Source organism: Mycobacterium sp. NGS15 (genome assembly GCF_059813245.1).
This window is the reverse complement of sequence record NZ_JCALEF010000005.1, coordinates 187,369-212,692: the sequence shown is the minus strand read 5'-3', so window position 1 is coordinate 212,692 and position 25,324 is coordinate 187,369. Positions and strand designations below refer to the sequence as shown.

The following is a 25,324-nucleotide window of genomic DNA, read 5'->3' as shown; positions in this document are numbered from 1 at the left end:
ACCCTAGCCGGGGCTGGCACCATGGAGCATGTGGGCAGACGGGCTGGCACGGACTTCGGCGTGATCATCGCGGTCAAGAACTTGGCGACCGCGAAGAGCCGCCTGGCACCCTCGCTTACCGCACCCGACCGGGAACGGCTGGTGCTGGGCATGCTGACGCACGCCATTTCTGTGGCCTTCACCGCCGCCCGTACCGTCGCGGTGATCAGTCCCGACCCGGCAGCCAAGGCGGCGGCGGGACAGGCCGGGGCGCGGTTCATCTTCGATGACACGTCCGCAGATCACCCCGATCCGCTGAACAACGCATTGCGCAGCGCCGCCACGCAGCTGCGCGCGTCGTCGCCGAATCTTGTTGTGTTGCAGGCCGACCTTCCGGCGGTCACGGCCCAGGAGTTCGCGGCCGCGATGCACGCCGCGCGAAGTCATTCGCGCAGTTTTGTCGCAGACCGGCACGGCACCGGCACTGCGGCACTGTTCAGCACCGACGGCGATCTGAACCCGTTGTTCGGAATCGATTCGGCACAGCGGCACCGTGATTCAGGAGCCGTCCAGCTCGCCGGGGATTGGCCCGGATTGCGCTGTGACGTGGACACCCTGGAAGATCTGGCCGCAGCCCGCGAGCTGGGGGCCGCACTACCACTCTGAGCCGGTCCAGTAACTCTATGATCACAAGGGTGACCACACCCAGCGTTCCCCCGGCCGCAACCACGATCGCGTCGGCCGAGGAGCTGCCCGAAGACCGGTACCTCAACCGGGAGCTCTCATGGCTGGATTTCAACACCCGCGTGCTCGCCCTGGCAGCTGACGAATCCCTGCCCATCCTGGAACGCGCCAAGTTCCTGGCGATCTTCGCGTCCAATCTGGACGAGTTTTACATGGTCCGCGTCGCCGGTCTGAAACGCCGTGACGAGACGGGATTGTCGGTGCGCTCGGCCGACGGCCTGTCGCCACGAGAGCAGTTGAAACTGATTGGCGAGCGCACACAGGAGATCTCGGTCCAGCACGCCCGGGTATTCAGCGACTCGGTACGGCCCGAGCTCGCCAAGAACGGCATCTTCGTCGTCACCTGGGCCGACCTATCGGAGGACGAGCGGAGTTATCTCTCCTCATATTTCACCGACCAGGTCTTCCCGGTACTGACCCCGCTGGCCGTCGACCCGGCGCATCCGTTCCCCTATATATCCGGCCTGAGCCTGAACCTGGCGATCACCGTCCAGGTTCCCGAGACGGGCGGGCAGCATTTCGCCCGAATCAAGGTGCCTGACAATGTCGATCGATTCGTCAGGCTGCGCAGCCCCGACGGAGCCGAGTCCGCGCAGGCCGCCCACACCTCACGCTTCCTGCCCATGGAAGAACTCATCGCCGCACACCTGTCGGCGCTGTTCCCGGGCCTGGAAGTTGTCGAGCATCACGCGTTCCGCATCACGCGGAACGCAGATTTCGAGGTCGAGGAAGACCGCGACGAGGATCTTCTGCAGGCACTCGAACGGGAATTGGCCCGACGGCGGTTCGGTTCACCGGTGCGGCTCGAGGTCGCCGACGATATGACCGAGCACATGCTCGAACTGCTATTGCGCGAGCTGGACGTGCATCCGGGTGATGTGGTGCAGGTGCCCGGGCTGCTCGACCTGTCCTGCCTGTGGCAGGTCTATGGCGTGGATCGTCCTGCGCTCAAGGACCCGACGTTCGTACCGGCGACCCATCCCGCGTTCGGTCAGGGCGAGACCCCGAAGAGCATCTTTTCCACCCTGCGGGACGGTGACGTGCTCGTGCATCACCCTTACGACTCGTTTTCCACCAGCGTGCAACGATTTATCGAGCAAGCGGCCGCCGACCCGCAGGTGCTGGCCATCAAACAGACGCTGTACCGCACCTCCGGCGACTCTCCCATCGTCAACTCACTCATCGACGCCGCAGAGGCCGGTAAGCAGGTGGTGGCCCTGGTGGAGATCAAGGCGCGCTTCGACGAGCAGGCCAATATCAAGTGGGCCCGCGCGCTGGAAGATGCCGGTGTGCACGTGGTCTACGGCTTGATCGGCCTGAAGACCCATTGCAAGACAGCGCTGGTGGTACGCCGCGAGGGTTCTGCCATCCGCCGGTACTGCCATATCGGTACGGGAAACTACAACCCGAAGACCGCCCGGCTCTATGAGGATGTCGGCTTGCTCACCAGCGCACCCGAGATCGGTGCGGATCTCACCGACCTGTTCAACTCCCTCACCGGGTACTCGCGGAAGGTCTCCTACCGCAACCTGTTAGTGGCGCCGCACGGAATTCGCGCCGGGATCATCGACCGCATAGACCATGAAATCGCTGCGCATCGGGCAGGACAAGACGCCCGAATCCGGTTGAAGATGAACGCGTTGGTCGACGAGCAGGTCATCGATGCGCTGTACCGAGCCTCCCAGGCGGGAGTTCCCGTCGAGGTGGTGGTGCGCGGGATCTGCGCGCTGCGGCCCGGAGTTCCTGAATACTCCGGCACCGTGACCGTGCGATCCATTCTCGGCCGGTTCCTTGAACATTCGCGCATCATTCACTTCAACGCCATCGACGAATTCTGGATCGGCAGCGCGGACATGATGCACCGTAATCTGGACAGACGTGTCGAGGTCCTGGCACGCGTCACCGATCCGAAACTCACCGCACAGCTCGACGACATGTTCACCTCCGCGTTGGACTCCCGAACCCGCTGCTGGGAACTGCAGTCCGACGGCCAGTGGCTGGCCTCGCCTGCGGACGGCGAGGAGGTACGCGACCATCAGGTCGAAATGATGAAACGGCATCGCTCGCAGACGTGAGCTAGCCAGGTTCTTCCGCCTGAACAACTCTCCCCCGAAGGAGCTTTCGTGCCCGATCCGACCACCCGGACCGGTGCGGCGGTCCTTGCCGCCGGAGCCGCGCTCTGGCGGTACCAGGAAAACCCTGCGCAGGATGACACTGCCGGCGCCATCGAAGTAGCACTGGTGCACCGCCCACGGTACGACGATTGGTCATTACCCAAGGGAAAGCTCGACCCTGGTGAGACGGCGGCAATCGCCGCGGTCCGTGAGATCGCCGAAGAGACCGGATTCACCGCGCGGCTCGGCAGACGATTGCCGTCGGTGAGCTATCCGGTGGCGCAGGGAACCAAACGCGTCAAATACTGGGCGGCACAAGCTTTGGACGGCAAGTTCGAGGCCAACCATGAAGTCGATGAGATTCAATGGCTGCCGATAGCACGGGCAATCAAGACCGTCAGCTACGCCGTCGACCGGAAAGTGCTGCGAAACTTCGCAAAGCATGACATTGACACTCGGACATTAATCATCGTGCGCCACGGAAAAGCAGGGCGAAAGGAACGCTATTCCGGGGATGACGCCCTCCGGCCACTGGACAAGAAAGGCCGCGCCCAGGCCGAGGCGCTTACCAGCCAATTACTCGCATTCGGCGCGAGCGCCATTCACGCTGCCGATCGTTTACGCTGCCGACAGACCGTGGAACCGCTTGCCGAGGAACTGAACACGGTGATCTACAGCGAGCCCGCGCTCAGTGAAGAGGCCTACTGGGCCGACCGGAAGCGGGCACACCGCAGAATTCTCGAAATCGCCGGATCGGACGGCGTACGGGTGGTATGCACTCAGGGACGGGTCATCCCGGATCTCATCGAATGGTGGGCCGATCGCGACGGCATCCGCCCCGACAAGTCACGTAACCGCAAGGGCAGCATGTGGGTGCTGTCGATGCACGGCCAGAAGCTGCTGGCCGCAGATCATCTGGCCAGCCCACTGCCCACCGGGAGCTGAGAGGCACGCCCTCCCCCGGAAATGCGTATGGGGACTAGCCCCCTGACGTGCAATAGCTGACTACCGCACTCCCCGGAAATGCGTATGGGGACTAGCCCCCTGACGTGCAATAGCTGACTGCCGCACTTCCTCGGAAATGCAACATCGGGCCCCACCCTGAGGTGGGACCCGATGTTGTCTGAAACTACTTGCGGCCCTTCTTGGCGGGAGCCTTCTTGGCCGGAGCCTTCTTGGCGGGAGCCTTGGTCGCGGCCTTCTTGGCGGGAGCCTTGGTCACGGCCTTCTTGACGGGAGCGGCCTTCTTGACCACTGCCTTCTTCACGGGAGCCTTGGTCGCGGCCTTCTTGGCGGGAGCCTTGGTCACGGCCTTCTTGACCGGAGCCTTCTTGGCAGGAGCAGCCTTCTTGACCGCTGCCTTCTTGACCGGAGCGGCCTTCTTGGCAGGAGCCTTCTTGGCCGGGGCGGCCTTCTTGGCGGCGGCACGCTTGGCCGGGGCGGCGGTGGATCCACGCTTCACAGCGGGACCGTCGGCCGGAAGCTTCTGCGAGCCAGAGACAACCGCCTTGAACTGTGCACCGGGACGGAACGTCGGAACCGACGTCGGCTTCACCTTGACAGTCTCACCGGTGCGCGGGTTACGGGCGACGCGCGCGGCACGGCGGCGCTGCTCGAAAACACCAAATCCGGTGATGGTCACGCTCTCACCCTTATGCACGGTGCGAACGATGGTGTCGACGACGTGCTCCACCGCGGCGGTGGCTTGCCGGCGATCCGAGCCCAATTTCTGTGTCAGAACGTCGATGAGCTCTGCTTTGTTCATGTAAAACCCTCCGAAGCCAGTGGTCCACTTTGAACCGACTTCGAACACGGTAAACCCAACTGCACCTGATTTCCAAGTGCCACGCGTAATTTCGGCAAAATTCTCTGAGCTTTTCGCCAGGCCATATGCCGACCAAAAGGAATGCCCTTGCCCCCCAAGGGGGCCCAATCAGCTACTCAGAAGGCTCCAAAGTACGGGGTTTAAACTTCGGTCGCGACGCTTCAAAAGCCGTAATTTCGTCGACTTTTCGCAGCGTAAGGCCTATATCGTCCAATCCCTCTATGAGCCGCCACCGGGTGTAGTCGTCAATATCGAACGGCACCACCACTGTTCCAGCGGTCACTGTCCGATCCTCAAGATTCACAGTGAGTTCCAAACCTGGATTCTGCTCGATCAGTTTCCACAGCAGCTCGATGTTGGACTGATCCACCAGTCCTGCAAGCAGACCGGCCTTACCGGCGTTGCCCCGGAAGATGTCTCCGAAACGGGACGACAGTACTACTCGAAATCCGTAGTCCATCAAGGCCCACACGGCATGCTCGCGGGACGATCCGGTGCCGAAATCGGGCCCTGCGACGAGCACGCTGCCCCGATTGAACGGTTCCAGATTGAGAATGAACGAGGGATCGTTACGCCAGGCGGCGAAGAGCCCGTCCTCGAAACCCGTTCGGGTGACACGCTTGAGGTACACCGCCGGGATGATCTGATCGGTATCGACGTTGGAACGACGCAGCGGCACACCAATTCCGGTGTGAGTGTCGAATGCCTCCACTATTTCCTCTCCCTGCAGGTCTAGAGCGCGGATTTTGCCAAATCAGCTGGCGATGAGAGCTTTCCCCGCACCGCGGTGGCCGCGGCAACGGCCGGGGACACCAAGTGCGTACGACCACCCTTGCCCTGGCGCCCCTCGAAGTTTCGGTTCGACGTCGAGGCGCACCGCTGTCCCGGAGACAGTTGATCGGGATTCATGCCCAGACACATCGAGCAGCCCGCCTGACGCCATTGAGCACCCGCAGCGGTGAATACCTGGCCCAGCCCCTCGGATTCGGCCTGCGCGCGCACCCGCATCGATCCGGGAACGATGAGCATGGTGACCCCGTCGGCCACCTTCCGGTCCCGCAGCACATCAGCCACCGCCCGCAGATCCTCGATCCGCCCGTTGGTGCAGGATCCGACGAACACGGTGTCCACCGGGATCTCACGCATCGGGGTACCCGGTGTGAGATCCATGTAGGTCAACGCCTTCTCGGCAGCCAGCCGCTCCTCCTCGTCGACCATCTGCTCTGGATCGGGAACCTCGGAGTTCAGGGGCACCCCCTGACCCGGATTGGTGCCCCAGGTGACAAAAGGCGTCAAAGTACTGGCATCGATATGCACTTCGGCGTCGAACCGGGCGCCATCGTCAGTGCGCAGCGAGTCCCACTCGGCCACAGCGGCATCCCACAGCTCGCCCTTGGGCGCGTGTGGACGGTCCTTGAGATAGGCATATGTCGTCGCGTCGGGAGCGACCATCCCCGCCCGTGCGCCCGCCTCAATAGACATATTGCACATAGTCATTCGGGCCTCCATCGACATCTCCTCGACGGCCTGCCCTCGGTACTCCAGGACATACCCCTGACCGCCACCGGTGCCGATTTTCGCGATGACCGCCAAAATGACGTCCTTGCTGGTAACACCGGTCGGGAGGGGTCCGTCGATGTTGATGGACATGGTCCGAAATGGCCTCAGCGGCAAGGTCTGCGTGGCCATCACATGCTCGACCTCGGAAGTCCCGATGCCCATGGCCAGCGCTCCGAATGCTCCGTGCGTGGAGGTGTGACTGTCGCCGCACACGACAGTGGTGCCCGGCTGGGTCAAACCCAACTGTGGACCGACCACGTGCACGATGCCCTGTTCGGCATCGCCCATCGGGTGTAGGCGGATGCCGAATTCTGCACAGTTGCGTCGCAGCGTCTCTACCTGAGTGCGTGACACGGGATCAGCGATCGGCTTGTCGATATCAATCGTCGGCACATTGTGATCCTCGGTCGCGATCGTCAGATCCGGCCGGCGCACCGGGCGCCCCGCCAGCCGCAGACCGTCGAAGGCCTGAGGACTGGTCACCTCATGGACCAAATGGAGATCGATATAGATGAGGTCGGGCTCGCGAGCCTCACCTTCACCGGTTCCACGTACCACTACGTGGGAGTCCCAGACCTTCTCTGCCAGGGTCCGGGGCTGTTGGACACTAGTCATCATTGGCTCCGTGCTCATTGCGTCTCATTATTTGGAACGCTAGTATCGTTCCGTGAGACAGCATAGCGGTATCGGCGTTCTCGACAAAGCGGTGCAGGTCTTGACCGCCATCGGCGACTCTCCCTGCGGACTCGCCGAATTGTGCGAACGCACGGGACTCCCCCGCGCCACCGCCCACCGGTTGGCAGCGGGGCTGGAGGTGCACCGATTCCTGTCCCGCGACAGTGCCGGGCAGTGGCAGCTCGGTGCCGGGCTGACCGAACTCGCCGCGCACGTCAACGATCCGCTGCTGAGCGCCAGCGCCCAGGTGCTGCCGAAACTGCGTGAGATCACCGGCGAGAGCGTGCAGCTCTACCGCCGGGAAGGCACGGTACGCATATGCGTGGCGGCGCTCGAACCGCCGGCGGGGCTTCGCGATACCGTGCCGGTCGGTTCACGCCTGCCCATGTCTGCCGGATCTGGCGCCAAAGTACTGCTTGCCCACAGTGATACGGCCACTCAGGCGGCGGTACTCCCCGGCGCGACGTTTACCGACCGGGCCCTGGCCGACGTGCGCAAGCGGGGCTGGGCGCAGAGCGCGGCCGAACGCGAGGCCGGAGTCGCCAGCGTATCGGCGCCCGTTCACGATCGGCACGGCAATGTCGTTGCCGCGATATCGGTTTCCGGGCCTATCGATCGGATGGGCCGCCGGCCAGGAGCACGCTGGGCCGCCGATCTCGTTGCCGCCTCCGAGGCCATAACTGCCCGGCTTTAAGCTCCGATTATGGGAAGCAATCAGCGCTCGCAGATCGTCATGTCCGACGAAGAGATCACCGACTTCATCAATAATTCGCGCACCACGACCATGGCCACCATCGGCGCCGACGGTCAGCCGCACCTGGTGGCCATGTGGTACGCCGTGATCGATGGCGAGCTGTGGTTCGAGACCAAGGCCAAGTCGCAGAAGGTGGTCAACCTCAAACGCGATCCGAGAATCACCTGCCTCATCGAAGACGGACTCACCTACGACACGCTGCGCGGGGTATCGATCGAAGGCCAGGCCGAGATCGTCGAGGACGCGGACAAACTCTTCGAGGTCGGCATCAGCGTCTTCGAGCGCTACACCGCGCCGTACACCGAAGAGATGAAACCCATCGTCGAGGCGATGCTCAACAAGCGCATCGCCGTCCGGGTGCGACCTGCCCGCATCCGGTCCTGGGATCACCGCAAGCTCGGCCTGCCCGCGATGCCACTCGGCGGGTCGACGGCGCCGCAGCAGTAGGTACGGCGGTGGGCCAGCTCGTACGCGATGCGTTCGACTCTTTTCGCGAGGGTCTGCGGCATAAAAAAATCAAGCGACCATTGAGCGACGCGCTGGTCCACCACCTCGATACCGGCGAGACGACCGGAGAGCACGACGATCGGATCCGTGAGTTGTGCGCCGAAACCCTCGATATCGAGGTGGACGTCAAGAAGGCCGGCGCGCATCAAGCGCGCAAATTTGTGATCTGGACCCTGCGGGGACGCCATCCCGAACTGACCGAGGAAGCGTTGCGCATGTTGGGCGACTACCGCGCCGAAAGCTGGCTATAGATTTCGCATTGAGAGCTGGTACCCCCGATGGGATTCGAACCCACGCTACCGCCGTGAGAGGGCGGCGTCCTAGGCCGCTAGACGACGGGGGCTAGAACATTCCGTGCAACGCGCGAGGCGCGCAGACTTGACAGTCTAGCTCACCGGCGTGCATCACACCAAATCACTTGTTGTGCAAATGATTTGCGCTGGGGTACCAGGACTCGAACCTAGAATGGCGGTACCAGAAACCGCTGTGTTGCCAATTACACCATACCCCATTGGCCTCGCAGAACCGCAGGTCAGCGCGCTGACCGCGGACTTTGGAGCCGACGAGCAGACTACCAAACCAACGGCGATTAACCCGAATCGGTTTGGCTCTGCACCTTATTTTCCCAGGTCCGCGCGTTTCGCAACCGCTGCAGGGTGCGGTCGGAGCCCAGTAGTTCCATCGATTCGAACAGCGGCGGGCTCACGGTCGCACCGGTGACCGCGACGCGCAGCGGCCCGAATGCCTTCCGGGGTTTGAGTTCGAGCCCTTCGATAAGCGCGCCTTTGAGCGCCTCTTCGATGGCCCGGGTGCTCCATGCATCGATGGACTCCAACACACCGATCGCCGCATCCAGCACGGGCAGCGAGGCCTCTCCCAATTCCTTGCGGGCCGATCCCGGGTCGATCGCGTACACGTCGTCGTTGAGGAACTTCAGCAGGCTCCAGGCATCCCCCAGCACCACGACCCGCGTCTGCACCAGATCTGCGGCCACCGCGAAGGCGCTGTCCCCGAGCCCGAGCTCGTACCCATGCGCGGCGAAGAAGGTCCGCAGCCGCGCCGCGAACTCCTCGGGGGCCAGCAGCCGGATCTGCTCGGCATTGATGGCGTCGGCCTTCTTCTGGTCGAACCGCGCCGGATTCGAGTTGACGTCGGCGACGTCGAAGGCGGCCACCATCTCCTGCAGACTGAAGATGTCGTGATCGTCGGCGATCGACCATCCCAGCAGCGCAAGGTAATTCAGCAGCCCCTCGGGAATGAACCCTCGGTCGCGATGCAGGAAAAGATTGGACTGCGGATCGCGCTTGGACAGCTTCTTGGTGCCCTCACCCAGCACCGACGGCAGATGTGCGAACACAGGTATCGAATCCGCCACTCCCACCCGGATCATCGCCTCGTACAAGGCGATCTGCCGCGGCGTCGACGGCAGCAGATCCTCGCCACGCAACACGTGTGTGATCTTCATCAACGCGTCGTCGACCGGGTTCACCAAGGTGTACAACGGATCTCCGTTGGCGCGGGTCAGAGCGAAATCGGGCACCACGCCCGCCGCGAAGGTGGTCTCCCCGCGCACCAGGTCGTTCCAGGTGATGTCGTGGTCGGGCATTCGCAGGCGAATAACGGGGCTGCGCCCGTCTGCCCGGAATGCCGCACGCTGCTCATCGGTGAGGTCACGGTCGTAGTTGTCGTACCCCAGTTTGGGGTTGCGCCCCGCAGCGAGGTGACGGGCCTCCACCTCTTCGGGGGTGGAGAATGCCTCGTAGGCATCCCCGGACTCGAGCAGCTTGCGCACCACATCAAGGTGCAGCTCCTTGCGCTGCGACTGCCGGTAGGGCACATACGGCCCGCCCACCTCGGGCCCCTCGTCCCAATCCAGGCCCAGCCACCGCAACGCGTCCAGCAGCGCCAGATAGCTCTCCTCGCTGTCGCGGCCGGCATCGGTGTCCTCGATGCGGAACACGAAGTCGCCTCCGCAGTGTCGCGCGTACGCCCAGTTGAACAGCGCGGTCCGAATCAACCCGACATGCGGGGTGCCCGTCGGCGACGGGCAGAAACGAACCCGGACCCGGTCAGATCCAGTGGTGTCACTCATGGTCACTTCGCCTTCCGCACAACGGGGTTGGCCAACGTGCCGATTCCCTCGATGGTGACACTGACGGTATCGCCGTCGACGATGGGTCCGACGCCCTCGGGCGTTCCGGTAAGAATCACGTCACCCGGCAGCAGCGTCATCACAGCGGACACCCACTCCACGATCGCTCCGACATCGTGCAACAGCAGCGAGGTGCGGCTGCTCTGTCTGACCTCGCCGTTGACCTCGGTGCGGATGGCCAGGTCCGAGGGGTCAAGATCGGTGACGATCCAGGGCCCCAGTGGGCAGAACGTGTCATGCCCCTTCGCGCGGGTCCACTGGCCGTCGGCACGCTGGTGATCGCGCGCCGACACGTCGTTGCCGATCGTGTATCCGAGGATGACCTCGGCCGCACGGGAGGCGGGGACGTCCTTACACGGCCGGCCGATCACAATGGCCAACTCACCCTCATGGTGTACCTCGGATGCGCTGGGCGGCAGCTGGATCGGTAGACCCGGGCCGATGATGGAGGTGTTGGGCTTGATGAAGATCACCGGGGATTCCGGAGGGGCACTGCCCATTTCGGCAGCGTGGGCGGCGTAGTTCTTGCCCATCGCCACTACCTTGCTGGCAAGGATCGGCGCCAGCAGCCTGACATCGGCGAGTGGCCACTGCCGCCCCGTGAAGGTGGGCGTCCCAAAGGGATGCTCGGCGATCTCACGGGCGGTCTCGGAGCCGTCTTCTCCCTCGATACTGACGAAGGCGACACCGTCTGGGCTGGCAATACGTCCTAGGCGCATTCATATGAGCCTAGTTGCCAGGCTTTGCGGCTTCTTCGGCGTCCTCGTGTTGGTCCTCGTGTTGGTCCTCCCGGATGTTGGCCCGAGTGACCAACGCCACCAGGAAATCCTCCAACCGGCTGTGGGTGATGTCGAGCTCGCCGCGAAACCACGTGGTCACCAAGTCCAGCCCACCGGAAACCAGTGTGAACGTGGCCAGGTCCAGATCCGGGTCCAGCGCGTCATCGGCCGGGAGGAGCACGCGTCCCTGATCGGCCATCACCTGCGCCAGCGTTTTGACCAGATCGCGTCGGCGCGCAGCCAGCCCTTCGGTGGCCTGCGATTCGACCAGGAGCCTGCCCCGGCGTGGATCGGCGGTAAGGAACCGCAGGCCACTGCCCACGGCAGCACGTGTGCGTACCACCGGATCGTTGGACGTCGAACTCTTCGCAATGGCTTCGATAATGGCGGCCGAGCCCGCGAGCATCTGTTCGTCCAGCATCGCGAGGACCAACTCATCGGTGCTGCGGAAGCTTTCGTAGAAGTACCGATCGTTGAGCCGGGCCTCGGCGCATACACCGCGCACCGTCAGCCCCTTCACGCCGTTAGCAGCGACCAGGTCCAGAGCAGCGTCCAGGAGCGCCGCGCGTCGCCGTGCGCGTCGTTCACCGGATGTAGCGCCGCCATAGGTCCGGGATGGCATCTGCCGATTGTCGCACTGTGGTCCTTGACCTCACGACATTTTCTGGTGATGATTCTCACCAGATGGTGAGTCGTGTCACCAGATGGACGCTTTCAACGAGGAAAGGACCTCACCCATGGCTTCGAACTGGCAGAAGCTCCCTAACCCGCCGCAGCTTCGCGAGTTTCCGTTCAATGTGTTCACTCGCTTCCTGGCCGGACGGGACATCCGCGCGACCGCCGAGCAGCGGGAAACCTTCCGCCAGTACGCGCACGTCGGCGACCCGCTCGCCGATGCGGTGGTCGCGATGTTCGCGCGGTTCCCAGCAGGTCAGGGGCGCCGGATGTTCGAGACGGCCCTGGAATCCGGCATCGAATCGGTCGACAATCCCCCCGAGGAACTCGTTGCGTTCTTCGCACAGGTGGATGCCCGGCCCTACTGGCTCGACGACGCGAAGCTTGAGCTGGCCGCCCGGGTCAGCATGCGCACCGGAGTCGTCGGGCTGGGCTTGGCACTGCCCGGCCTTGCCCTCACCGGGGGCTACCTCTCGTCCCGTGCCGATAAACCCCTGGTCGGTACCGGCAACCTGAATCTGCAAGCCGCGGCTCCCCGTCGACTGCACGAGACGGCGCAATGGCTCATCGACGTCACCTCCCCCGGCGGACTTGAGCGATTCGCCGCCGGTTTCAAGGGAATTCCTCGGGTCCGTCTGATGCATGCGCTGGTTCGCGGCGCCATGAACCGGCGCGATGACTGGGACTACGAGAACTGGGACACCCCGATCAACCAGATTCAGATGGCGGGGACGCTGATGCTCTTCTCGCTGGCCAACTTGGCGGGATGTCAGGCCATGGGCATGAGCTTCTCCGACACCGAGCGCGAGGCAGTCTTCCATTTCTGGCGATACGTGGGACAGCTCATGGGAATTCACCCCGAGCTCGTACCCACCAGCGAGGAGGACACCTGGCGGTTGTTCTGGCTGGAAGCCGATACCGAGTTCCTGCCCGACGAGGATTCGTACTCGCTGACGCAGGCGCTACACGGATCCACACAGGACGAGCCGGTGTTCATGCGGCTGTCCCGTGCATACCTGTCGTCCTACAGCCGTCTCATCCTCGGGAAGACGCATGCTGATCACTTGGGGCTTATCGACAGCAAGTCCATGCAGGCTGCGGTCCTCGGGACGTCGGTGGTCAACTGGTTCTTCGAACGCCGCAATGTGCTGCCTGGCATGACACGCATCAGCGAGGAATTTGGTCACTTTGCGCGGCGTCAGATCGTCTCGCGCGGCATGGCCCAGACCGGTGGCGACCGCACGTACCGGCAGCATGACAAGCTCGCGACGGCCAGTTAGGCAGTCTCATATATTGAGACAATAGTTCAACAATTTGAGATGAATGTGGAACCATGACGGTCATGGTTCGTGTCGATGAGGTTGGTACAACACGCCGTTGGGCGATGCTGGCCATTGCCCTGGGGTCCACGGCGGGTGCGAATGTCTTCATCAACGGTGTGGCATTCCTCATACCCGCCCTGCACACCGAGCGCGGACTCGACCTCGCCAACGCGGGACTGCTGTCGGCGATGCCCAGTTTCGGGATGGTGCTGACGCTCATCGCGTGGGGCGCGCTCATCGACAGGTTCGGCGAGCGGATCGCGTTGGTGAGCGGTCTGGCGCTGACGGCACTGGCCGCATTCGCCGCGGCCGAGGCGCCGTCACTGGTGATCACGGGCGTCTTCCTGCTGTTGGGAGGAGCTGCCGCAGCAGCATGTAACTCGGCCAGCGGCCGCGTAGTGGTCGGGTGGTTTCCGCCGAATCAGCGAGGCACGGTGATGGGCATCCGCCAGATGGCGCAACCGCTGGGGGTTGCCCTGGGCGCCCTGGTCATTCCCCGTATCGCCGAAGGCCACGGTGTTGCAACGGCATTGATCTTCCCAGCGGTCGTATGCGCGGTGTCCTCGGCGGTGTGCCTGGTGGGCATCATCGACCCACCCCGCCTCCCTCGCGCGGAGGCTCCCGAGGAACACCTGGCCAATCCCTATCGCGGATCACGGGTGCTGTGGCTCATCCACGGCGTCTCGGTACTGCTGGTGGTCCCCCAGGTGGTGGTGTGGACCTTCACCCTGGTGTGGCTGGTGACCGATAGAGGCTGGAGCATCGGCGCCGCAAGCATCATGGTCACCGTCGCACAGGTCGTGGGCGCGCTCGGCCGGGTCGTCGCCGGAATGTGGTCCGACCGTTGGGGCTCGCGTATGCGGCCGATCCGTCTCATCGCTCTTGCCGCGTCGGCGACCATGGCGCTACTGGCCCTCACCAATCAGCTGGACTGGTCGATCAGCGTCGTCGTCATGCTCGTGGCTTCGGTGATCACCGTGTCGGATAACGGCCTGGCCTACACGTCGATCGCGGAGATCGCCGGACCGTTCTGGAGTGGCCGCGCACTGGGCGCGCAGAACACCGGTCAGCTGCTGGCCGCCGCGGTGGCACCGCCGGTTTTCGGTGCGGTGGCCACGGTGGCAGGTTTCTCGGCAGCGTTCGCCATCTGCGCACTGTTTCCCCTGGCGGCAGTCGGTTTGGTGCCGGTCAAGCTGGAACGGCCCGCCCGCTAAACGCCGAGTGCGAGCCTCGCGCGGATTTCCGGCTGGATTTCCGCGTGAGGCTCGCACTCGATGAGGACTAGAGGAAGCTGGCGATCCGATCGCCGGTGGCCGAGGTGGACAGCTTCTCCTGCCCACGGGTGGCCAGATGCTGTTCGACGGCCTTCTCCACCCGGGCCGCTGCCTCGATCTCGCCGAGGTGATCCAGCAGCAGCGAAACCGATACGACTGCGGCGGTGGGATCGGCGATCCCCTGGCCCGCGATATCGGGCGCACTACCGTGCACGGGCTCGAACATCGACGGGTTCTTACCCGAACCGTCGATGTTTCCGCTTGCGGCCAAACCGATTCCACCGGTGACGGCGGCCGTCAAGTCGGTAATGATGTCACCGAACAGATTGTCGGTGACGATGACGTCGAACCGGCCCGGGTCGGTCACCATGTGAATGGTGGCGGCATCGATGTGCTGGTAGGACACCTGCACGTCCGGATGCTCGGCGGCCACCTCGTTGACCGTCCGCGTCCAGAGTGAGCCGGCGTACTTGAGCACGTTGTTTTTGTGCACCAGCGTCAGGTTCTTGCTGCGGGCCTCGGCACGCTGGAACGCGTTGCGCACCACGCGCTCCACCCCGAAGCGGGTGTTGAGGCTGACCTCGGTGGCGACCTCGTGCGGGGTCTCGACCCGGATGGCACCGCCGTTGCCGGTGTACGGCCCCTCAGTTCCCTCGCGCACCACGACCAGGTCGATGGCCGGGTTGCCGGCCAATGGTCCCGTCACGCCCGGGTACAGCTTGGCCGGACGCAGGTTGATGTGATGATCGAGTGCGAATCTGGTGTGCAGCAGCAGACCGCGCTCCAGCACTCCACTCTGGACCGATGGATCGCCAATGGCGCCAAGGAGGATCGCGTCGTGGCCGCGGAGCTCGTCAAGCACCGAATCGGGCATCAGCTCACCGGTGGCCAGGTACCTGCGGGCACCCAGGTCGTATTCGGTCTTGTCGACGCCGGGCAGCACCGCATCGAGAATCTTGACAGCCTCGCCGATAACCTCAGGCCCGATGCCGTCGCCAGCGATGATCGCAAGTTTCGTCATGAAAGATCAACCAGCTCAAGGGTTGTGGCACCGACGGCGGCACGGATCTCGTCCAGCACCGCATCCGGTGCGCTGCGATCGATACGCAGGATGATGGTGGCTGCCGCCCCGGAGGCGTCCTGGCTCAGCTGCGCGGCCTGGATGTTGACATCGGCGGCGCCCAACACGGTGCCGATCTTGCCGAGCGCACCGGGCACGTCGGCGTAGTTGATGACGAGGTTCTCGCCCTCGGCACGCAGGTCGAAGTTGCGGCCGTTGATCTGGACGATCTTCTGCACCTGCTGCGGGCCGGATAGGGTGCCGGCGACGTTGATCACCGAGCCGTCCGCGTAGACGGCGCGCACATCGACCACGCTTCGGTGGTTGGGGCTCTCGGTGGCCGTGGTGATCTCGGCGCTCACGCCGCGCTCCTCAGCGATCGACGGAGCGTTCACGAAGGTCACCTGATCCTCGATCACCGAGGAGAACAACCCGCGTAGCGCTGAAAGCTTCAGCACGGCAACATCTTCGGAGGCCAGCTCACCACGAACGTCGACCGACAGCGACGTGGGCAGCTGCTCAGAAACGGCACCGATGAGCACGCCGAGCTTGCGCACGACCTCCAGCCACGGGGCGACCTCTTCGCTGACCACTCCCCCGCCGACGTTGACCGCGTCGGGTACGAACTCGCCCGCCAGGGCCAGCTGCACGCTCGCGGCCACGTCGGTACCGGCGCGGTCCTGCGCCTCGCTGGTCGAGGCGCCCAGGTGCGGGGTCACCACTACCTGCTCGAGCTCGAAAAGCGGGCTGTCGGTGCACGGCTCGGTGGCGAAGACGTCGAGCCCGGCGCCACGGACATGGCCGCTACGGATCGCGTCAGCCAGCGCCGCCTCGTCGATGAGCCCACCGCGTGCGGCGTTGACGATGATGACGCCCGGCTTGGTCTTGGCCAGTGCGTCCTTGCCGATGAGCCCGGCGGTTTCCGGAGTCTTGGGCAGGTGCACCGAGATGAAATCTGCGCGACCCAAAAGTTCGTCGAGGGTCAACAGCTCGATACCGAGCTGAGCGGCGCGGGCGGCCGAGACGTAGGGGTCGTAGGCGACGATGTGCGTCCCGAACGCGGCGAGGCGCTGCGCGACGAGCTGACCGATGCGGCCCAGGCCCACCACGCCGACGGTCTTGCCGAACACCTCGACGCCATTGAACGACGAGCGCTTCCAGGTGTGCGCCTTGAGCGAGGCGTCCGCGGGCGGGATCTGCCGTGCGGTAGCGAGCAGCAGCGTGACGGCGTGCTCGGCGGCGCTGTGAATGTTGGAGGTGGGTGCATTGACCACCAGCACGCCGCGGGCGGTTGCGGCCTTGACATCGACATTGTCGAGTCCGACGCCGGCGCGCGCGACGATCTTGAGCTTGGTGCCCGCGGCCAACACCTCGGCGTCCACCGTGGTGGCCGAGCGCACCAAGAGGGCGTCGGCATCGGGTACCGCGGCCAGCAGCGCGGGGCGATCCGGGCCGTCGACCCAGCGCACCTCCACACCATCACCAAGTGCTTCGACGGTCGACTGGGCAAGTTTGTCGGCAATCAGCACGACTGGACGTTCGCTCACGTCGCCATAGCCTAGTGCCGACCAGGACGAGGCTTACATCACACCTGGTCTAGTACCCGATCCGCCGCGCCTCGGCATGCAGCGCGGCGATGTCCGGGCTGGGGTGAAATGCGCGCGCAAGCTCGTCAGTCAATGGCGCCTGTTTCATGACCTGCTGTACAGCGGGCTCCGGTAGAACGTGGCCCTTCGCCGGGTACAACCAGTCCAGCTCCTTGGATGCTCGCCAGTCAACAAGCGGCTCGAACAAGCCCTCACCTCCGTAGCCCTGGTAGCCCCACTGCGTCGGCTCCGGATTTCCGTGATGCCATGCGACGTCCGTGGGACCGCGCCAGACACAGACGGTCATTTGTGGCGCGCCGTCGTAATAGTCGTACAAATCGGGGTTTTTCAGATCTGATGTGAAGGGCTCCGGCAGGTCGCCGACGAGGCCCGGCCAGTAGCCGTCTTCGTTATAGGTGCTCAGATCGGACTCGTGGTCGAACCCGCGGATGAAGACGCCGTCCTTCACCGAGAAGATGATCGACCACTCGTTGCCGCCTCCATCCGCGTACTTGACGAGATCATCGCCGGGACGCCAATTCGGTTGGTAAACAGTGCCGATATCCCCCTTAGCGACGGGCTTTCCCTCGACCAACGCGTCCAACATCGACACCACCCGGCAGCGCCGCTGCAGCTCGGCAGGGTCCGGGAGCTTTCTGGCGAACTCAGCAACGCTACTGCCCCGGCTGATGATGCGTCCGGTCTTCTTGCCGGCGCACCCTGACAATGCCAGACCCGTCAACGCAACTGCACCCGAAAGGAGGAACCCGCGACGACTACACAGCACAGCCACACAGCGACCCTAGTCGCTATCGGCAAACAGCTCCGGGTGATGGAAGTCGTTGGTGCGAGTGTGGCCCAAGTCCAGATGTGGCGGCGGTATCCATTCGGTGCGTCCGGTGCGCCGACTCTTACGGGTGACCCACCCGCCGGGCTTGATGAGCCGGTGGTGCGGTCCGCAGGCGAAAGTCAGGTTGTCGATGTCGGTCGGCCCATAATCATCGGCCCATTCATCGACATGGTGCACCTCACACAGATACCCGGGCACTGCACAGCCAGGAGCAGAACAACCACGATCCTTGGCGTGCAGCATGATTCGCTGATCCGCAGTGGCGATCCGCTTGGTGCGACCCAGGTAGAGCGGCCGGCCGTCATCGCCAAAAACCGCGAGGTAATGGTATGCGTGGGTAGCCATCCTGATCAGGTCCCGCATGGGCAATGCCGCCCCGGCGCCCGTGGTGGCATAGCCCGCAGCCGACTCGAGTTCGGCAAGAGTCGTGGACACCACGACGGTCACCGGCAGGCCATGGTGACTTCCCAGCTCACCGGAGCTCAACGCCATGCGCGACATCACCTTGACCGCGTCGTGATTGCGCTGCGCACCGGTCCGGGTATCACGCTCAGCAGCTTCGGGCGCCGGATCGCCCTCCACCACAGGTGTTTGGTCGGCAGGATTGCACATACCGGGTGCGGCCAACTTCGAGAAGACTGCGTCCAGGCAAGCGCGCGTCTCCGGATCCAACAACCCCGAAATCGGAGACATGCCATCAAAGCCCTGCTGTCCGATCGTCAGGCCGCGGCGTCGCGCCCGATCGATATCGGAGAACTCCCCATCCGGGTTCAACAACGCCATCATCCGCTCAGCGCCGATGCGCAGCTGCTCAGGTCCAAACTGGGCCGCCATCTGGGCGAGCCGAACCTCTGCAGCCTCGCGCGTCACCGCATCGACTACCGCAGGGAGCTTGTCGAAAAACTGCCGGACGATCCGGACATGCTCTTCGCCAATGTCACCCCGACTCAACGCGGCGGACATATTCGGCAGCACCGGCGCCAACCGCTCACCTGTTAAGGCCCGCTGGGGCGCCAACTGCTGTGCGTCAGCGATGCGGCGACGGGCCGCACCCTTGCTGATGCGCAGCCGCCGTGAGATGACGTCAGGAAAGGAGGTGCCGCCCAGTTCAATGGGAGAACCCTGCGCCACGATTCCCGCGGTCAGGGTGTGGGAGGCAGACAGGAGCTGGCGTTGAATCGTTTCCAGATCCGCCAACACCCGGAGCCGCTCCGCGCAGTTGAGGTCATCGAATGTCTCGGTAGCGACCGCTGCGGCCGTCACCTTCAACATCTCAATCGAACTCATGTGCCAACTCTAAAGACGCCCACCGACAACTAGCCGCCAATTGTTGCCAGTGAAGTTATTGGGACAGAAGTGATTTCATACTTCGGCGAGATCGACACCGCGCGTCTCACGCACCGTCAGCAGAGCCACAAAAGTCAGCACTCCGGCGACCGCCAAGTACACCCCCACCCAGCCAACGCCGACGTCATGCACCAGCCAGGTCGCGATGAACGGCGCGACGGCGGCGCCGATGATGGAGGCGAAGTTGTAGGCGATCCCCGACCCCGTGTAACGCACATTCGTCGGAAAGAGCTCGGGCAGCAAGGCGCTCATCGGCCCAAAGGACAAGCCCATCAATGCCATTCCCAGACTCAGGAACGCCAGCATCATGGTCTTGTCCACAGTCGCCGGGTTCAGGAACCAGCCGAACGAAAGCCCGAACGCGATGATTCCGGCAGTGGACGTCAGCAGCACCGGCCTGCGGCCATACTTGTCCGCCAGCCGACCGGATATCGGCACACACGCGGCCAGGAACAACACCGAAATCAGTTGCATCCGCAGGAAGTCGACGTAACTGATCGCGAGTTTGACCCCGGATTTGTCGACCACTTTCCCTGTTCCGTACGATGCCGCCCAGGTCGTCACGACGTAGAAGATTGTGTACGTGGCCAGCATGACGAAGGTGCCGATCACCAGCTGGCGCCACGAGGTACTGACCACCTCTGCCAGCGGTGCACGCACCTTCTTGCCCTCGGCGACCGCCTGGGTGAACACGGGCGTCTCGGTGAGCTTGAGCCGCACGTACAGCCCGACGACCACGATAACCGCGCTGGCCAGGAAGGGAACCCGCCAACCCCAGGACAAGAACGCATGATTGGCCGCAGCAGCTTTGGCATCGAAGCCCATGACGAGCATCAATACCAAGAAGGTGCCGTTGGCGAAGAAAAAGCCGATCGGGGCACCGAGCTGTGGCCACATCGCTGCCCAGCCCCGCTTGCCCTCCTCGGCGGTTTCGGTCGCCAGCAGCGCCGCACCCGACCACTCCCCACCCAATCCCAGACCTTGACAAAAGCGCAGCAGCGACAGCAGCGCCGGAGCCCAGTAGCCCACGGCCTCGAAGGTGGGCAACAGCCCGATCGCGAAGGTCGCCACTCCCATCGTCATCAGTGATCCAACAAGCGTGGCCTTGCGTCCGATCCGATCGCCGAAGTGTCCAAACAGCACGGATCCGACCGGCCGGGCGACGAAGGCCAATCCGAACGTGGCGAATGAGGACAGCAGCGCGGCGGTGTCATCTCCCTTGGGAAAGAACAATGTTGGGAACACCAGCACGGCCGCGGTGGCATAGATATAGAAGTCGAAGAATTCGATGCTCGTGCCCACCATGGAGGCAATGACGATTCGGCTGCGCGGGACCACGGGCGCGGCGGGTACGGTCTCCGGTGTCAAGGCCACCGGCGGAGACTAACGCAGCGATTCGATCCTCGTGGCCAGCATGGCCGTCCATTCCGCGATGTAGTCCTCGTCGGCAATATCGAGACCGGGCCGCCGGAACACCGCGTTGGTCGCACGCTTGCCCAGGAGCGCATTGACACCAAGTACCCCAATCGATTCCGCGTCCTGCTTACCGATGCCGGGCGCCCAGCCCCGTACCCAGTCGGTCAGTTCTCCGTACAGGCTGTCGAACAGCGCCGCGTAGGCGTCATCGAGCCGCGCCGGCCGGCCAGACGGCACACTGGAGACGATCTGCAACAACTGCGATTCCTCGTCCAGGATCGCCAGGATGTAGCGCCCCATCATGGTCAGTTCATTACGCAGGTCTCCGAGACCGCCGAAGAGTGCGCGGATGTCACGCATAGCGCTGCGCCGATCGAGCTGACGGTCGATACCGGCCTCAAGCAGCGCCTCCTTCGACTTGAAGTGGTGATACAGCCCGCCCGAACCCGGCGTGAGGCCAGCGGCCTTCTCGATCTGCGCCACGCTGGTGGCCTTGTATCCCTGCTCGCCGAACAACCGCATGGCCTCGGTGACCAGGCGCTCCTTGGTGGAAATCTCACCCATTGACGCCTCCAAAGTAATCACTTAGTGTGACTCAGTGAGTACTTTAACAGCTCGGATGGGTCACCGGTAGGAGGCAGCCATGGCAGAGGAGCTAGTACCCAGGGGCAGGATCCGGCGCACCATGCCGCTGGCCGGCTTCACCGCCCGCGCCGCAGGAGGACGGCTCGTCGCGGGCCTACGCGAAAAAGCTGGTGACACCGGAGCCGTCGATCGCTTTCACGAGGAGACCGCCGAGCGCTACGCCGAACTCCTCGGACACTCCAAAGGCGTGCTCATGAAGGCCGGCCAGATCTTCTCCAGCATCGACAGCAGCGCTCTCGGCGATGGCCGCGTCTCCCCGTACGAGCGGGCAATGACCCGGCTCCAGACCCAGTCGCCGCCCATGGCCCCCGCGTTGGCACGCAGCATCCTCGAATCGGAACTGGGACTGCCAACCGACCAGGCGTTTGCGAAGTTCACCGATGAGCCAATCTCGTCGGCATCCATCGGCCAGGTCCACCGTGCCGTCCTTCACGACGGCCGTGAGGTCGCCGTGAAGATCCAATATCCCGGTGTGGCACAGGCGATCCAGGATGACCTTGCCAACACCGAACTCGTCACGACCTTCCTCCGGACCTTCCTGTCACTGCTCGGCCGCAGTGTCGCGATAGATCTGCGCGCCACCGCACGAGACATCTCGGAACGAATCGCGGAGGAACTCGACTATCGCCGCGAGGCCGCCAACATCACCGCTTTCCACGAGCTGTTCGGTGGGCATCCGTTCATCCGCGTGCCGGAGGCCCTCCCGGAGCTGTCCAGCGACCGGGTGCTCACCATGACCTACGTTGACGGAATCGACTGGGCTCAGGCTCAGGAATCCAGCCAGGACCTCAAAGACATTTGGGGAGAGGCATTGTGGAGATTCAGTCTGTCACCCCTGCAACATGCGTCGGCTTTCTACACGGACCTGCATCCGGGGAACTACCGGTTCGGCCTGGATGGCTCCATCGGGATCGTCGACTTCGGCTCCGTGAAGGTCATTCCCGAGCGCCTTCGTCTCGCATGGCTGCAGATGATCGTCGCCAACCTGCAGGAACGCACAGCGGACCTTCACGCAGTCATGACGGAAGCCGGGTTCATCGCCGCCGGAACCACCATGACGACGGAGGAAGTGCACCGATGGATGGATCAGAACAACCCGGATGTTGTTGGCCCGCAACCCGTTACCTACAACGCCCAGCTGATCAGCCGAAACCTGGCCACGCTAGATACCAGCAGCCCCGATTCCCTTTCTGCCCGTATTGCGCTGCCGCCCGACCTCATCTACTTCGTCCGGGTTCCGCTCGGCGTGCGGTCGACGCTATCGAAACTCGAAGCCACGGTGAACGCGCGCGCCGTCGTCGAGGACATGACCGGTGTCGCTGAGCCCAGTACCCCCCTGGGCATTCAGCATGTGGCCTGGGTACGTGAACGTGGACTGCCCTTCGGCTTGGAACCCCGGGAACAACCAAAGGTCGGTGCCCAGCTATGAGCGACAACCTCGGAGCCGCGAAGCCTGCGACATCCAGCCCGATCCCCCACGGCCGAATCCGGCGCACCATGCCACTGGCCGGCTTTACCGCCCGCGCCGCAGGCGGACGACTCGTGGCGGGCCTACGCGAAAAGGCCGGAGATACCGGAGCCGTCGAACGGTTCCACGAACGCACCGCCGAGCGCTACACAGAACTGCTCGGGCACTCCAAAGGCGTCCTCATGAAGGCCGGCCAAATCTTCTCCGTCGCCGATATCGCATCCCACGGATACAGCCAGCTGTCTCCGTATCAGAACGCGCTGACGCGGCTGCAAGCCGACGCACCACCCATGCATCCGTTGTTGGCGCGCCAGGCCCTCGAAGAGGATCTCGGCCGGTCGATCGAGGACCTGTTCTCCGAATTCAGCGATGATCCGATCGCCGCGGCATCGATCGGCCAGGTGCATCGGGCGACCCTTCACGATGGGCGTCCGGTTGCGGTCAAGATCCAGTATCCCGGTGTGGCACATGCTATTAGGAACGATCTATCGAACGCAGAGCTGATGGCCACCTTTCTGCGCTTCGCGACAGGAATCGCGGGACCGAGGCCACAGCTGGACCATCGCCTGATGGCGGACGAAGTGGCCGCACGCATTTCCGAGGAGTTGGACTACCGGCACGAGGCCGCCAACATTCAGACCTTTGCGAAGCTGTACCGGGACCATCCGTTTATCCGGATACCCGAGGTGATTTCCGAAGCGTCCGGCAATCGGGTACTCACCATGACATACCTGGACGGACTGGATTGGGCGGCGGCTCAACAGGCCGATCAGGACCTCAAAGACATTTGGGTGGAGACGATCTGGCGTTTCAGCACCGGGTCGTTTCGGCATGCCAATCTGTTTCATGCCGATCCACATCCGGGGAACTATCGATTCGGCATGGACGGGTCGGTCGGCTTCGTCGATTTCGGCTGCATCAAGGTGGTGCCCGAGACCTTGCGCTACCGGCTCGTGCAGATGATTCGCGCGGCTGCCGAGGAACGCCGGGGAGATCTGCGCCAGCTCATGGTCGACGCCGGCTATTTCCCGATCGATTCTCCACTTTCCGAACAGGACATCTTTGACTGGCTCGGGTCGACCGTGCAAGACATCCGCGCCGATCAACCCGTGACATTCACGCGTGAAGTGTCGAACAATGGCACCCGGTCCCTGCTCAATTTCCAGACGCTGCATCAGATGTCGATACCCAGCGACTTGATTTTCCTGGCCAGGATCAATCTCAATATCAGCGCCCTGTCGGCAACGCTGAACGCGACCGCACACACCCGAGCGCTACTCGACGACCTCGACGGTGTTGCCGAACCCGTTTCCCCACTAGGTAAACAGCATGTCGCCTGGGTCCGTGACCGCGGCCTGCCCTTCGGATTGGATCACCATGACCACCGCTAACCCCGTCGCACCGCGGATCCCCTGGGACTCAAGGGATCCGTACCTCTACTACGAAAACCTCCGAGCTCGCAGCGACGTGGTATGGGACGAGAAAGCCGGCACCTGGGTGGTTCTCGGCTATCGCCCGGCCCGCGAGGTACTGGGCGGCGCCGGCTGGTCGAGCGATCCACTCGCCAGCCCTCAGATGCGGGCATCGGCCCCTGAGTACCTCGATCTGTCCAACTTCGGCAGAAACATACTCTTCGCCGACGGACCGGACCACACCGAACTCAGGGGCGCTGTCCGCGACGTATTTACCCCCGGATTCATTGCCGGCCTACGCGAGGGCGTGCAGTCCATCACCGCTCACGTCATCGAATACCACGTGGCAGGAGAGCCTTTCGATTTCATGACCGATATCGCCTTGCCGCTACCGATCGCCATCATCGGTGAATGGCTTGGCCTGGATGACTCATCGTCGGCGGTCCTTCGCGAGGAATCTCCGATCATCATTCAGATGCTGGGCGCCTTCGCCGACGTCGAGACCGTCATGGCCGGCACCGCGGCCGGGGCGAGCCTCGCTACCGAGCTGCTACCCCTGGCCGCGGATCGGCGCGCGCATCCCGGTGACGATCTGCTCAGCCTGATCGCATCCGATACCGATCTGTCGTTGGAAGACGTGGTCACCATGACGTTCACGATCGCGATAGCGGGTCATGAGACGACGGCAAATCTCTTGGGGGCAAGCATGCTTCGGCTGCTCGCGGAGCGCGCCGACGGAACCCGGCTGGCCGATCACATAGACCCGGACGACCCCGCAGTCGTCACCGAACTACTCCGACTTGACGGCCCTGTGCAAGGCACCGCGCGCGTGGCGACCCAGGACCATGACCTCGGCGGGACCACGATTCTGGAGGGCCAGACGGTACTCATCGCGATCGCGGCCGCGAACCGCGACCCGCAGGTGTTCGCCGATCCCGCCGAATTCCGGCTAGACCGCAAGAACACACCGCCGCTGGCCTTCGGGTATGGCGCGCATCACTGCCTGGGCTCGGCGCTGGCGAGGCTGGAGGCCACGGTCGCCCTTCGCGAGATCTTGGCACGCCGACCGGTGATCACCGGTCCGGTGAGCTGGCGCGACACACCAGCCATCCGCGGGCCGCTGAGCATCCCCATGCGGTTCCGCATCTAGATATTGCTGCCACCGCCGCGCTCTCGTCCG

General features: G+C 63.8%; 23 protein-coding genes and 2 tRNA genes. 11 read left to right on the top strand and 14 right to left on the bottom strand.

The window, feature by feature from the left end; all coding sequences use genetic code 11:
• The first annotated feature begins 21 nt into the window (after nucleotides 1–21).
• From cofC to mutT1, 3 genes are read left to right on the top strand one after another with little or no spacing between them, the layout of a single operon-like run.
• Nucleotides 22–645 (top strand): 2-phospho-L-lactate guanylyltransferase, encoded by a 624-nt coding sequence (cofC, locus tag AC5Y5C_RS15490; protein ID WP_499974578.1) that lies wholly within the window; start codon nucleotides 22–24, stop codon nucleotides 643–645.
• Complete coding sequence (locus AC5Y5C_RS15485; RefSeq protein WP_499974576.1) at nucleotides 642–2,798, top strand: RNA degradosome polyphosphate kinase; 2,157 nt, start codon at nucleotides 642–644, stop codon at nucleotides 2,796–2,798. The genes cofC and AC5Y5C_RS15485 overlap by 4 nt, the downstream gene beginning before the upstream one ends.
• Before the next feature lie 48 nt (nucleotides 2,799–2,846).
• Nucleotides 2,847–3,782: an 8-oxo-(d)GTP phosphatase MutT1 gene (gene mutT1 / locus AC5Y5C_RS15480; RefSeq protein WP_499973688.1), complete on the top strand. Its 936-nt coding sequence runs from the start codon at nucleotides 2,847–2,849 to the stop codon at nucleotides 3,780–3,782.
• A 184-nt stretch (nucleotides 3,783–3,966) separates the two neighbouring features.
• On the opposite strand, the gene AC5Y5C_RS15475 is transcribed toward mutT1, so the two are convergent.
• The 3 genes from AC5Y5C_RS15475 to leuC form a co-directional block, all read right to left on the bottom strand.
• A complete protein-coding gene (locus AC5Y5C_RS15475) occupies nucleotides 3,967–4,602 on the bottom strand; it encodes an HU family DNA-binding protein (RefSeq protein WP_499973685.1) in 636 nt (211 codons plus the stop codon).
• Nucleotides 4,603–4,774: 172 nt separating this feature from the next.
• Complete coding sequence (gene leuD, locus AC5Y5C_RS15470; protein ID WP_499973684.1) at nucleotides 4,775–5,374, bottom strand: 3-isopropylmalate dehydratase small subunit; 600 nt, start codon at nucleotides 5,372–5,374, stop codon at nucleotides 4,775–4,777.
• 20 nt (nucleotides 5,375–5,394) lie between these two features.
• Nucleotides 5,395–6,840 carry a 3-isopropylmalate dehydratase large subunit gene (leuC, locus tag AC5Y5C_RS15465; RefSeq protein ID WP_499974575.1) on the bottom strand — a complete coding sequence of 482 codons (1,446 nt, stop codon included), beginning with the start codon at nucleotides 6,838–6,840 and terminating at the stop codon, nucleotides 5,395–5,397.
• A gap of 49 nt (nucleotides 6,841–6,889) precedes the next feature.
• On the opposite strand from leuC, the gene AC5Y5C_RS15460 reads away from it, so the two are divergent.
• The 3 genes from AC5Y5C_RS15460 to AC5Y5C_RS15450 are packed head-to-tail and all read left to right on the top strand — an operon-like array spanning nucleotide 6,890 to nucleotide 8,409.
• Nucleotides 6,890–7,591, top strand: coding sequence for an IclR family transcriptional regulator (locus AC5Y5C_RS15460; protein WP_499973683.1), 702 nt, complete (start codon nucleotides 6,890–6,892; stop codon nucleotides 7,589–7,591).
• Between the two features lie 9 nt (nucleotides 7,592–7,600).
• Nucleotides 7,601–8,098, top strand: coding sequence for a pyridoxamine 5'-phosphate oxidase family protein (locus AC5Y5C_RS15455; RefSeq protein ID WP_499973681.1), 498 nt, complete (start codon nucleotides 7,601–7,603; stop codon nucleotides 8,096–8,098).
• Between the two features lie 8 nt (nucleotides 8,099–8,106).
• On the top strand, nucleotides 8,107–8,409 hold the full coding sequence (locus AC5Y5C_RS15450; protein WP_499973679.1) for a hypothetical protein: 303 nt from the start codon (nucleotides 8,107–8,109) through the stop codon (nucleotides 8,407–8,409).
• 16 nt (nucleotides 8,410–8,425) lie between these two features.
• Here the strand turns inward: AC5Y5C_RS15450 and AC5Y5C_RS15445 are convergent.
• The 5 genes from AC5Y5C_RS15445 to AC5Y5C_RS15425 all read right to left on the bottom strand — a co-directional run bounded on the left by AC5Y5C_RS15445 (nucleotide 8,426) and on the right by AC5Y5C_RS15425 (nucleotide 11,711).
• Nucleotides 8,426–8,501 (bottom strand) — tRNA-Glu (locus AC5Y5C_RS15445).
• A 96-nt stretch (nucleotides 8,502–8,597) separates the two neighbouring features.
• Nucleotides 8,598–8,669, bottom strand: a tRNA-Gln gene (locus tag AC5Y5C_RS15440).
• 78 nt (nucleotides 8,670–8,747) lie between these two features.
• Nucleotides 8,748–10,250, bottom strand: a complete 1,503-nt coding sequence (gene gltX / locus AC5Y5C_RS15435; RefSeq protein WP_499973677.1) for a glutamate--tRNA ligase — start codon at nucleotides 10,248–10,250, stop codon at nucleotides 8,748–8,750.
• Between the two features lie 2 nt (nucleotides 10,251–10,252).
• The gene (locus AC5Y5C_RS15430; RefSeq protein ID WP_499973675.1) at nucleotides 10,253–11,029 is read right to left on the bottom strand and encodes a fumarylacetoacetate hydrolase family protein; all 777 of its coding nucleotides are present in this window, start codon (nucleotides 11,027–11,029) and stop codon (nucleotides 10,253–10,255) included.
• 10 nt (nucleotides 11,030–11,039) lie between these two features.
• Nucleotides 11,040–11,711, bottom strand: a complete 672-nt coding sequence (locus AC5Y5C_RS15425; protein WP_499973673.1) for a TetR/AcrR family transcriptional regulator — start codon at nucleotides 11,709–11,711, stop codon at nucleotides 11,040–11,042.
• Between the two features lie 115 nt (nucleotides 11,712–11,826).
• Here AC5Y5C_RS15425 and AC5Y5C_RS15420 point away from each other — a divergent pair, with 115 nt between their 5' ends.
• Entirely contained in the window at nucleotides 11,827–13,044 is a 1,218-nt protein-coding gene (locus tag AC5Y5C_RS15420; protein ID WP_499973671.1) for an oxygenase MpaB family protein, read from the top strand.
• Nucleotides 13,045–13,097: 53 nt separating this feature from the next.
• Complete coding sequence (locus AC5Y5C_RS15415) at nucleotides 13,098–14,300, top strand: MFS transporter (protein ID WP_499973669.1); 1,203 nt, start codon at nucleotides 13,098–13,100, stop codon at nucleotides 14,298–14,300.
• A gap of 67 nt (nucleotides 14,301–14,367) precedes the next feature.
• Here AC5Y5C_RS15415 and AC5Y5C_RS15410 read toward each other — a convergent pair whose 3' ends face one another.
• The 6 genes from AC5Y5C_RS15410 to AC5Y5C_RS15385 all read right to left on the bottom strand — a co-directional run bounded on the left by AC5Y5C_RS15410 (nucleotide 14,368) and on the right by AC5Y5C_RS15385 (nucleotide 21,183).
• The gene (locus AC5Y5C_RS15410) at nucleotides 14,368–15,381 is read right to left on the bottom strand and encodes a 3-isopropylmalate dehydrogenase (RefSeq protein ID WP_134145469.1); all 1,014 of its coding nucleotides are present in this window, start codon (nucleotides 15,379–15,381) and stop codon (nucleotides 14,368–14,370) included.
• Nucleotides 15,378–16,967 (bottom strand): phosphoglycerate dehydrogenase, encoded by a 1,590-nt coding sequence (gene serA, locus AC5Y5C_RS15405; protein WP_499973665.1) that lies wholly within the window; start codon nucleotides 16,965–16,967, stop codon nucleotides 15,378–15,380. Before serA ends, AC5Y5C_RS15410 begins: the two co-directional genes overlap by 4 nt.
• Before the next feature lie 49 nt (nucleotides 16,968–17,016).
• Entirely contained in the window at nucleotides 17,017–17,697 is a 681-nt protein-coding gene (locus AC5Y5C_RS15400; RefSeq protein WP_499974572.1) for a hypothetical protein, read from the bottom strand.
• A gap of 111 nt (nucleotides 17,698–17,808) precedes the next feature.
• Nucleotides 17,809–19,143 (bottom strand): HNH endonuclease signature motif containing protein, encoded by a 1,335-nt coding sequence (locus AC5Y5C_RS15395; protein ID WP_499973663.1) that lies wholly within the window; start codon nucleotides 19,141–19,143, stop codon nucleotides 17,809–17,811.
• A gap of 75 nt (nucleotides 19,144–19,218) precedes the next feature.
• A complete protein-coding gene (locus AC5Y5C_RS15390; protein ID WP_499974571.1) occupies nucleotides 19,219–20,571 on the bottom strand; it encodes an MFS transporter in 1,353 nt (450 codons plus the stop codon).
• 15 nt (nucleotides 20,572–20,586) lie between these two features.
• Entirely contained in the window at nucleotides 20,587–21,183 is a 597-nt protein-coding gene (locus AC5Y5C_RS15385; RefSeq protein WP_499973661.1) for a TetR/AcrR family transcriptional regulator, read from the bottom strand.
• Between the two features lie 79 nt (nucleotides 21,184–21,262).
• Between AC5Y5C_RS15385 and AC5Y5C_RS15380 the strand changes: the two genes are divergently transcribed.
• The 3 genes from AC5Y5C_RS15380 to AC5Y5C_RS15370 are packed head-to-tail and all read left to right on the top strand — an operon-like array spanning nucleotide 21,263 to nucleotide 25,294.
• Complete coding sequence (locus AC5Y5C_RS15380) at nucleotides 21,263–22,693, top strand: ABC1 kinase family protein (protein ID WP_499973660.1); 1,431 nt, start codon at nucleotides 21,263–21,265, stop codon at nucleotides 22,691–22,693.
• Nucleotides 22,690–24,123 carry an ABC1 kinase family protein gene (locus AC5Y5C_RS15375; protein ID WP_499973658.1) on the top strand — a complete coding sequence of 478 codons (1,434 nt, stop codon included), beginning with the start codon at nucleotides 22,690–22,692 and terminating at the stop codon, nucleotides 24,121–24,123. Before AC5Y5C_RS15380 ends, AC5Y5C_RS15375 begins: the two co-directional genes overlap by 4 nt.
• A complete protein-coding gene (locus AC5Y5C_RS15370) occupies nucleotides 24,110–25,294 on the top strand; it encodes a cytochrome P450 (RefSeq protein ID WP_499973656.1) in 1,185 nt (394 codons plus the stop codon). The genes AC5Y5C_RS15375 and AC5Y5C_RS15370 overlap by 14 nt, the downstream gene beginning before the upstream one ends.
• Nucleotides 25,295–25,324: the final 30 nt, after the last annotated feature.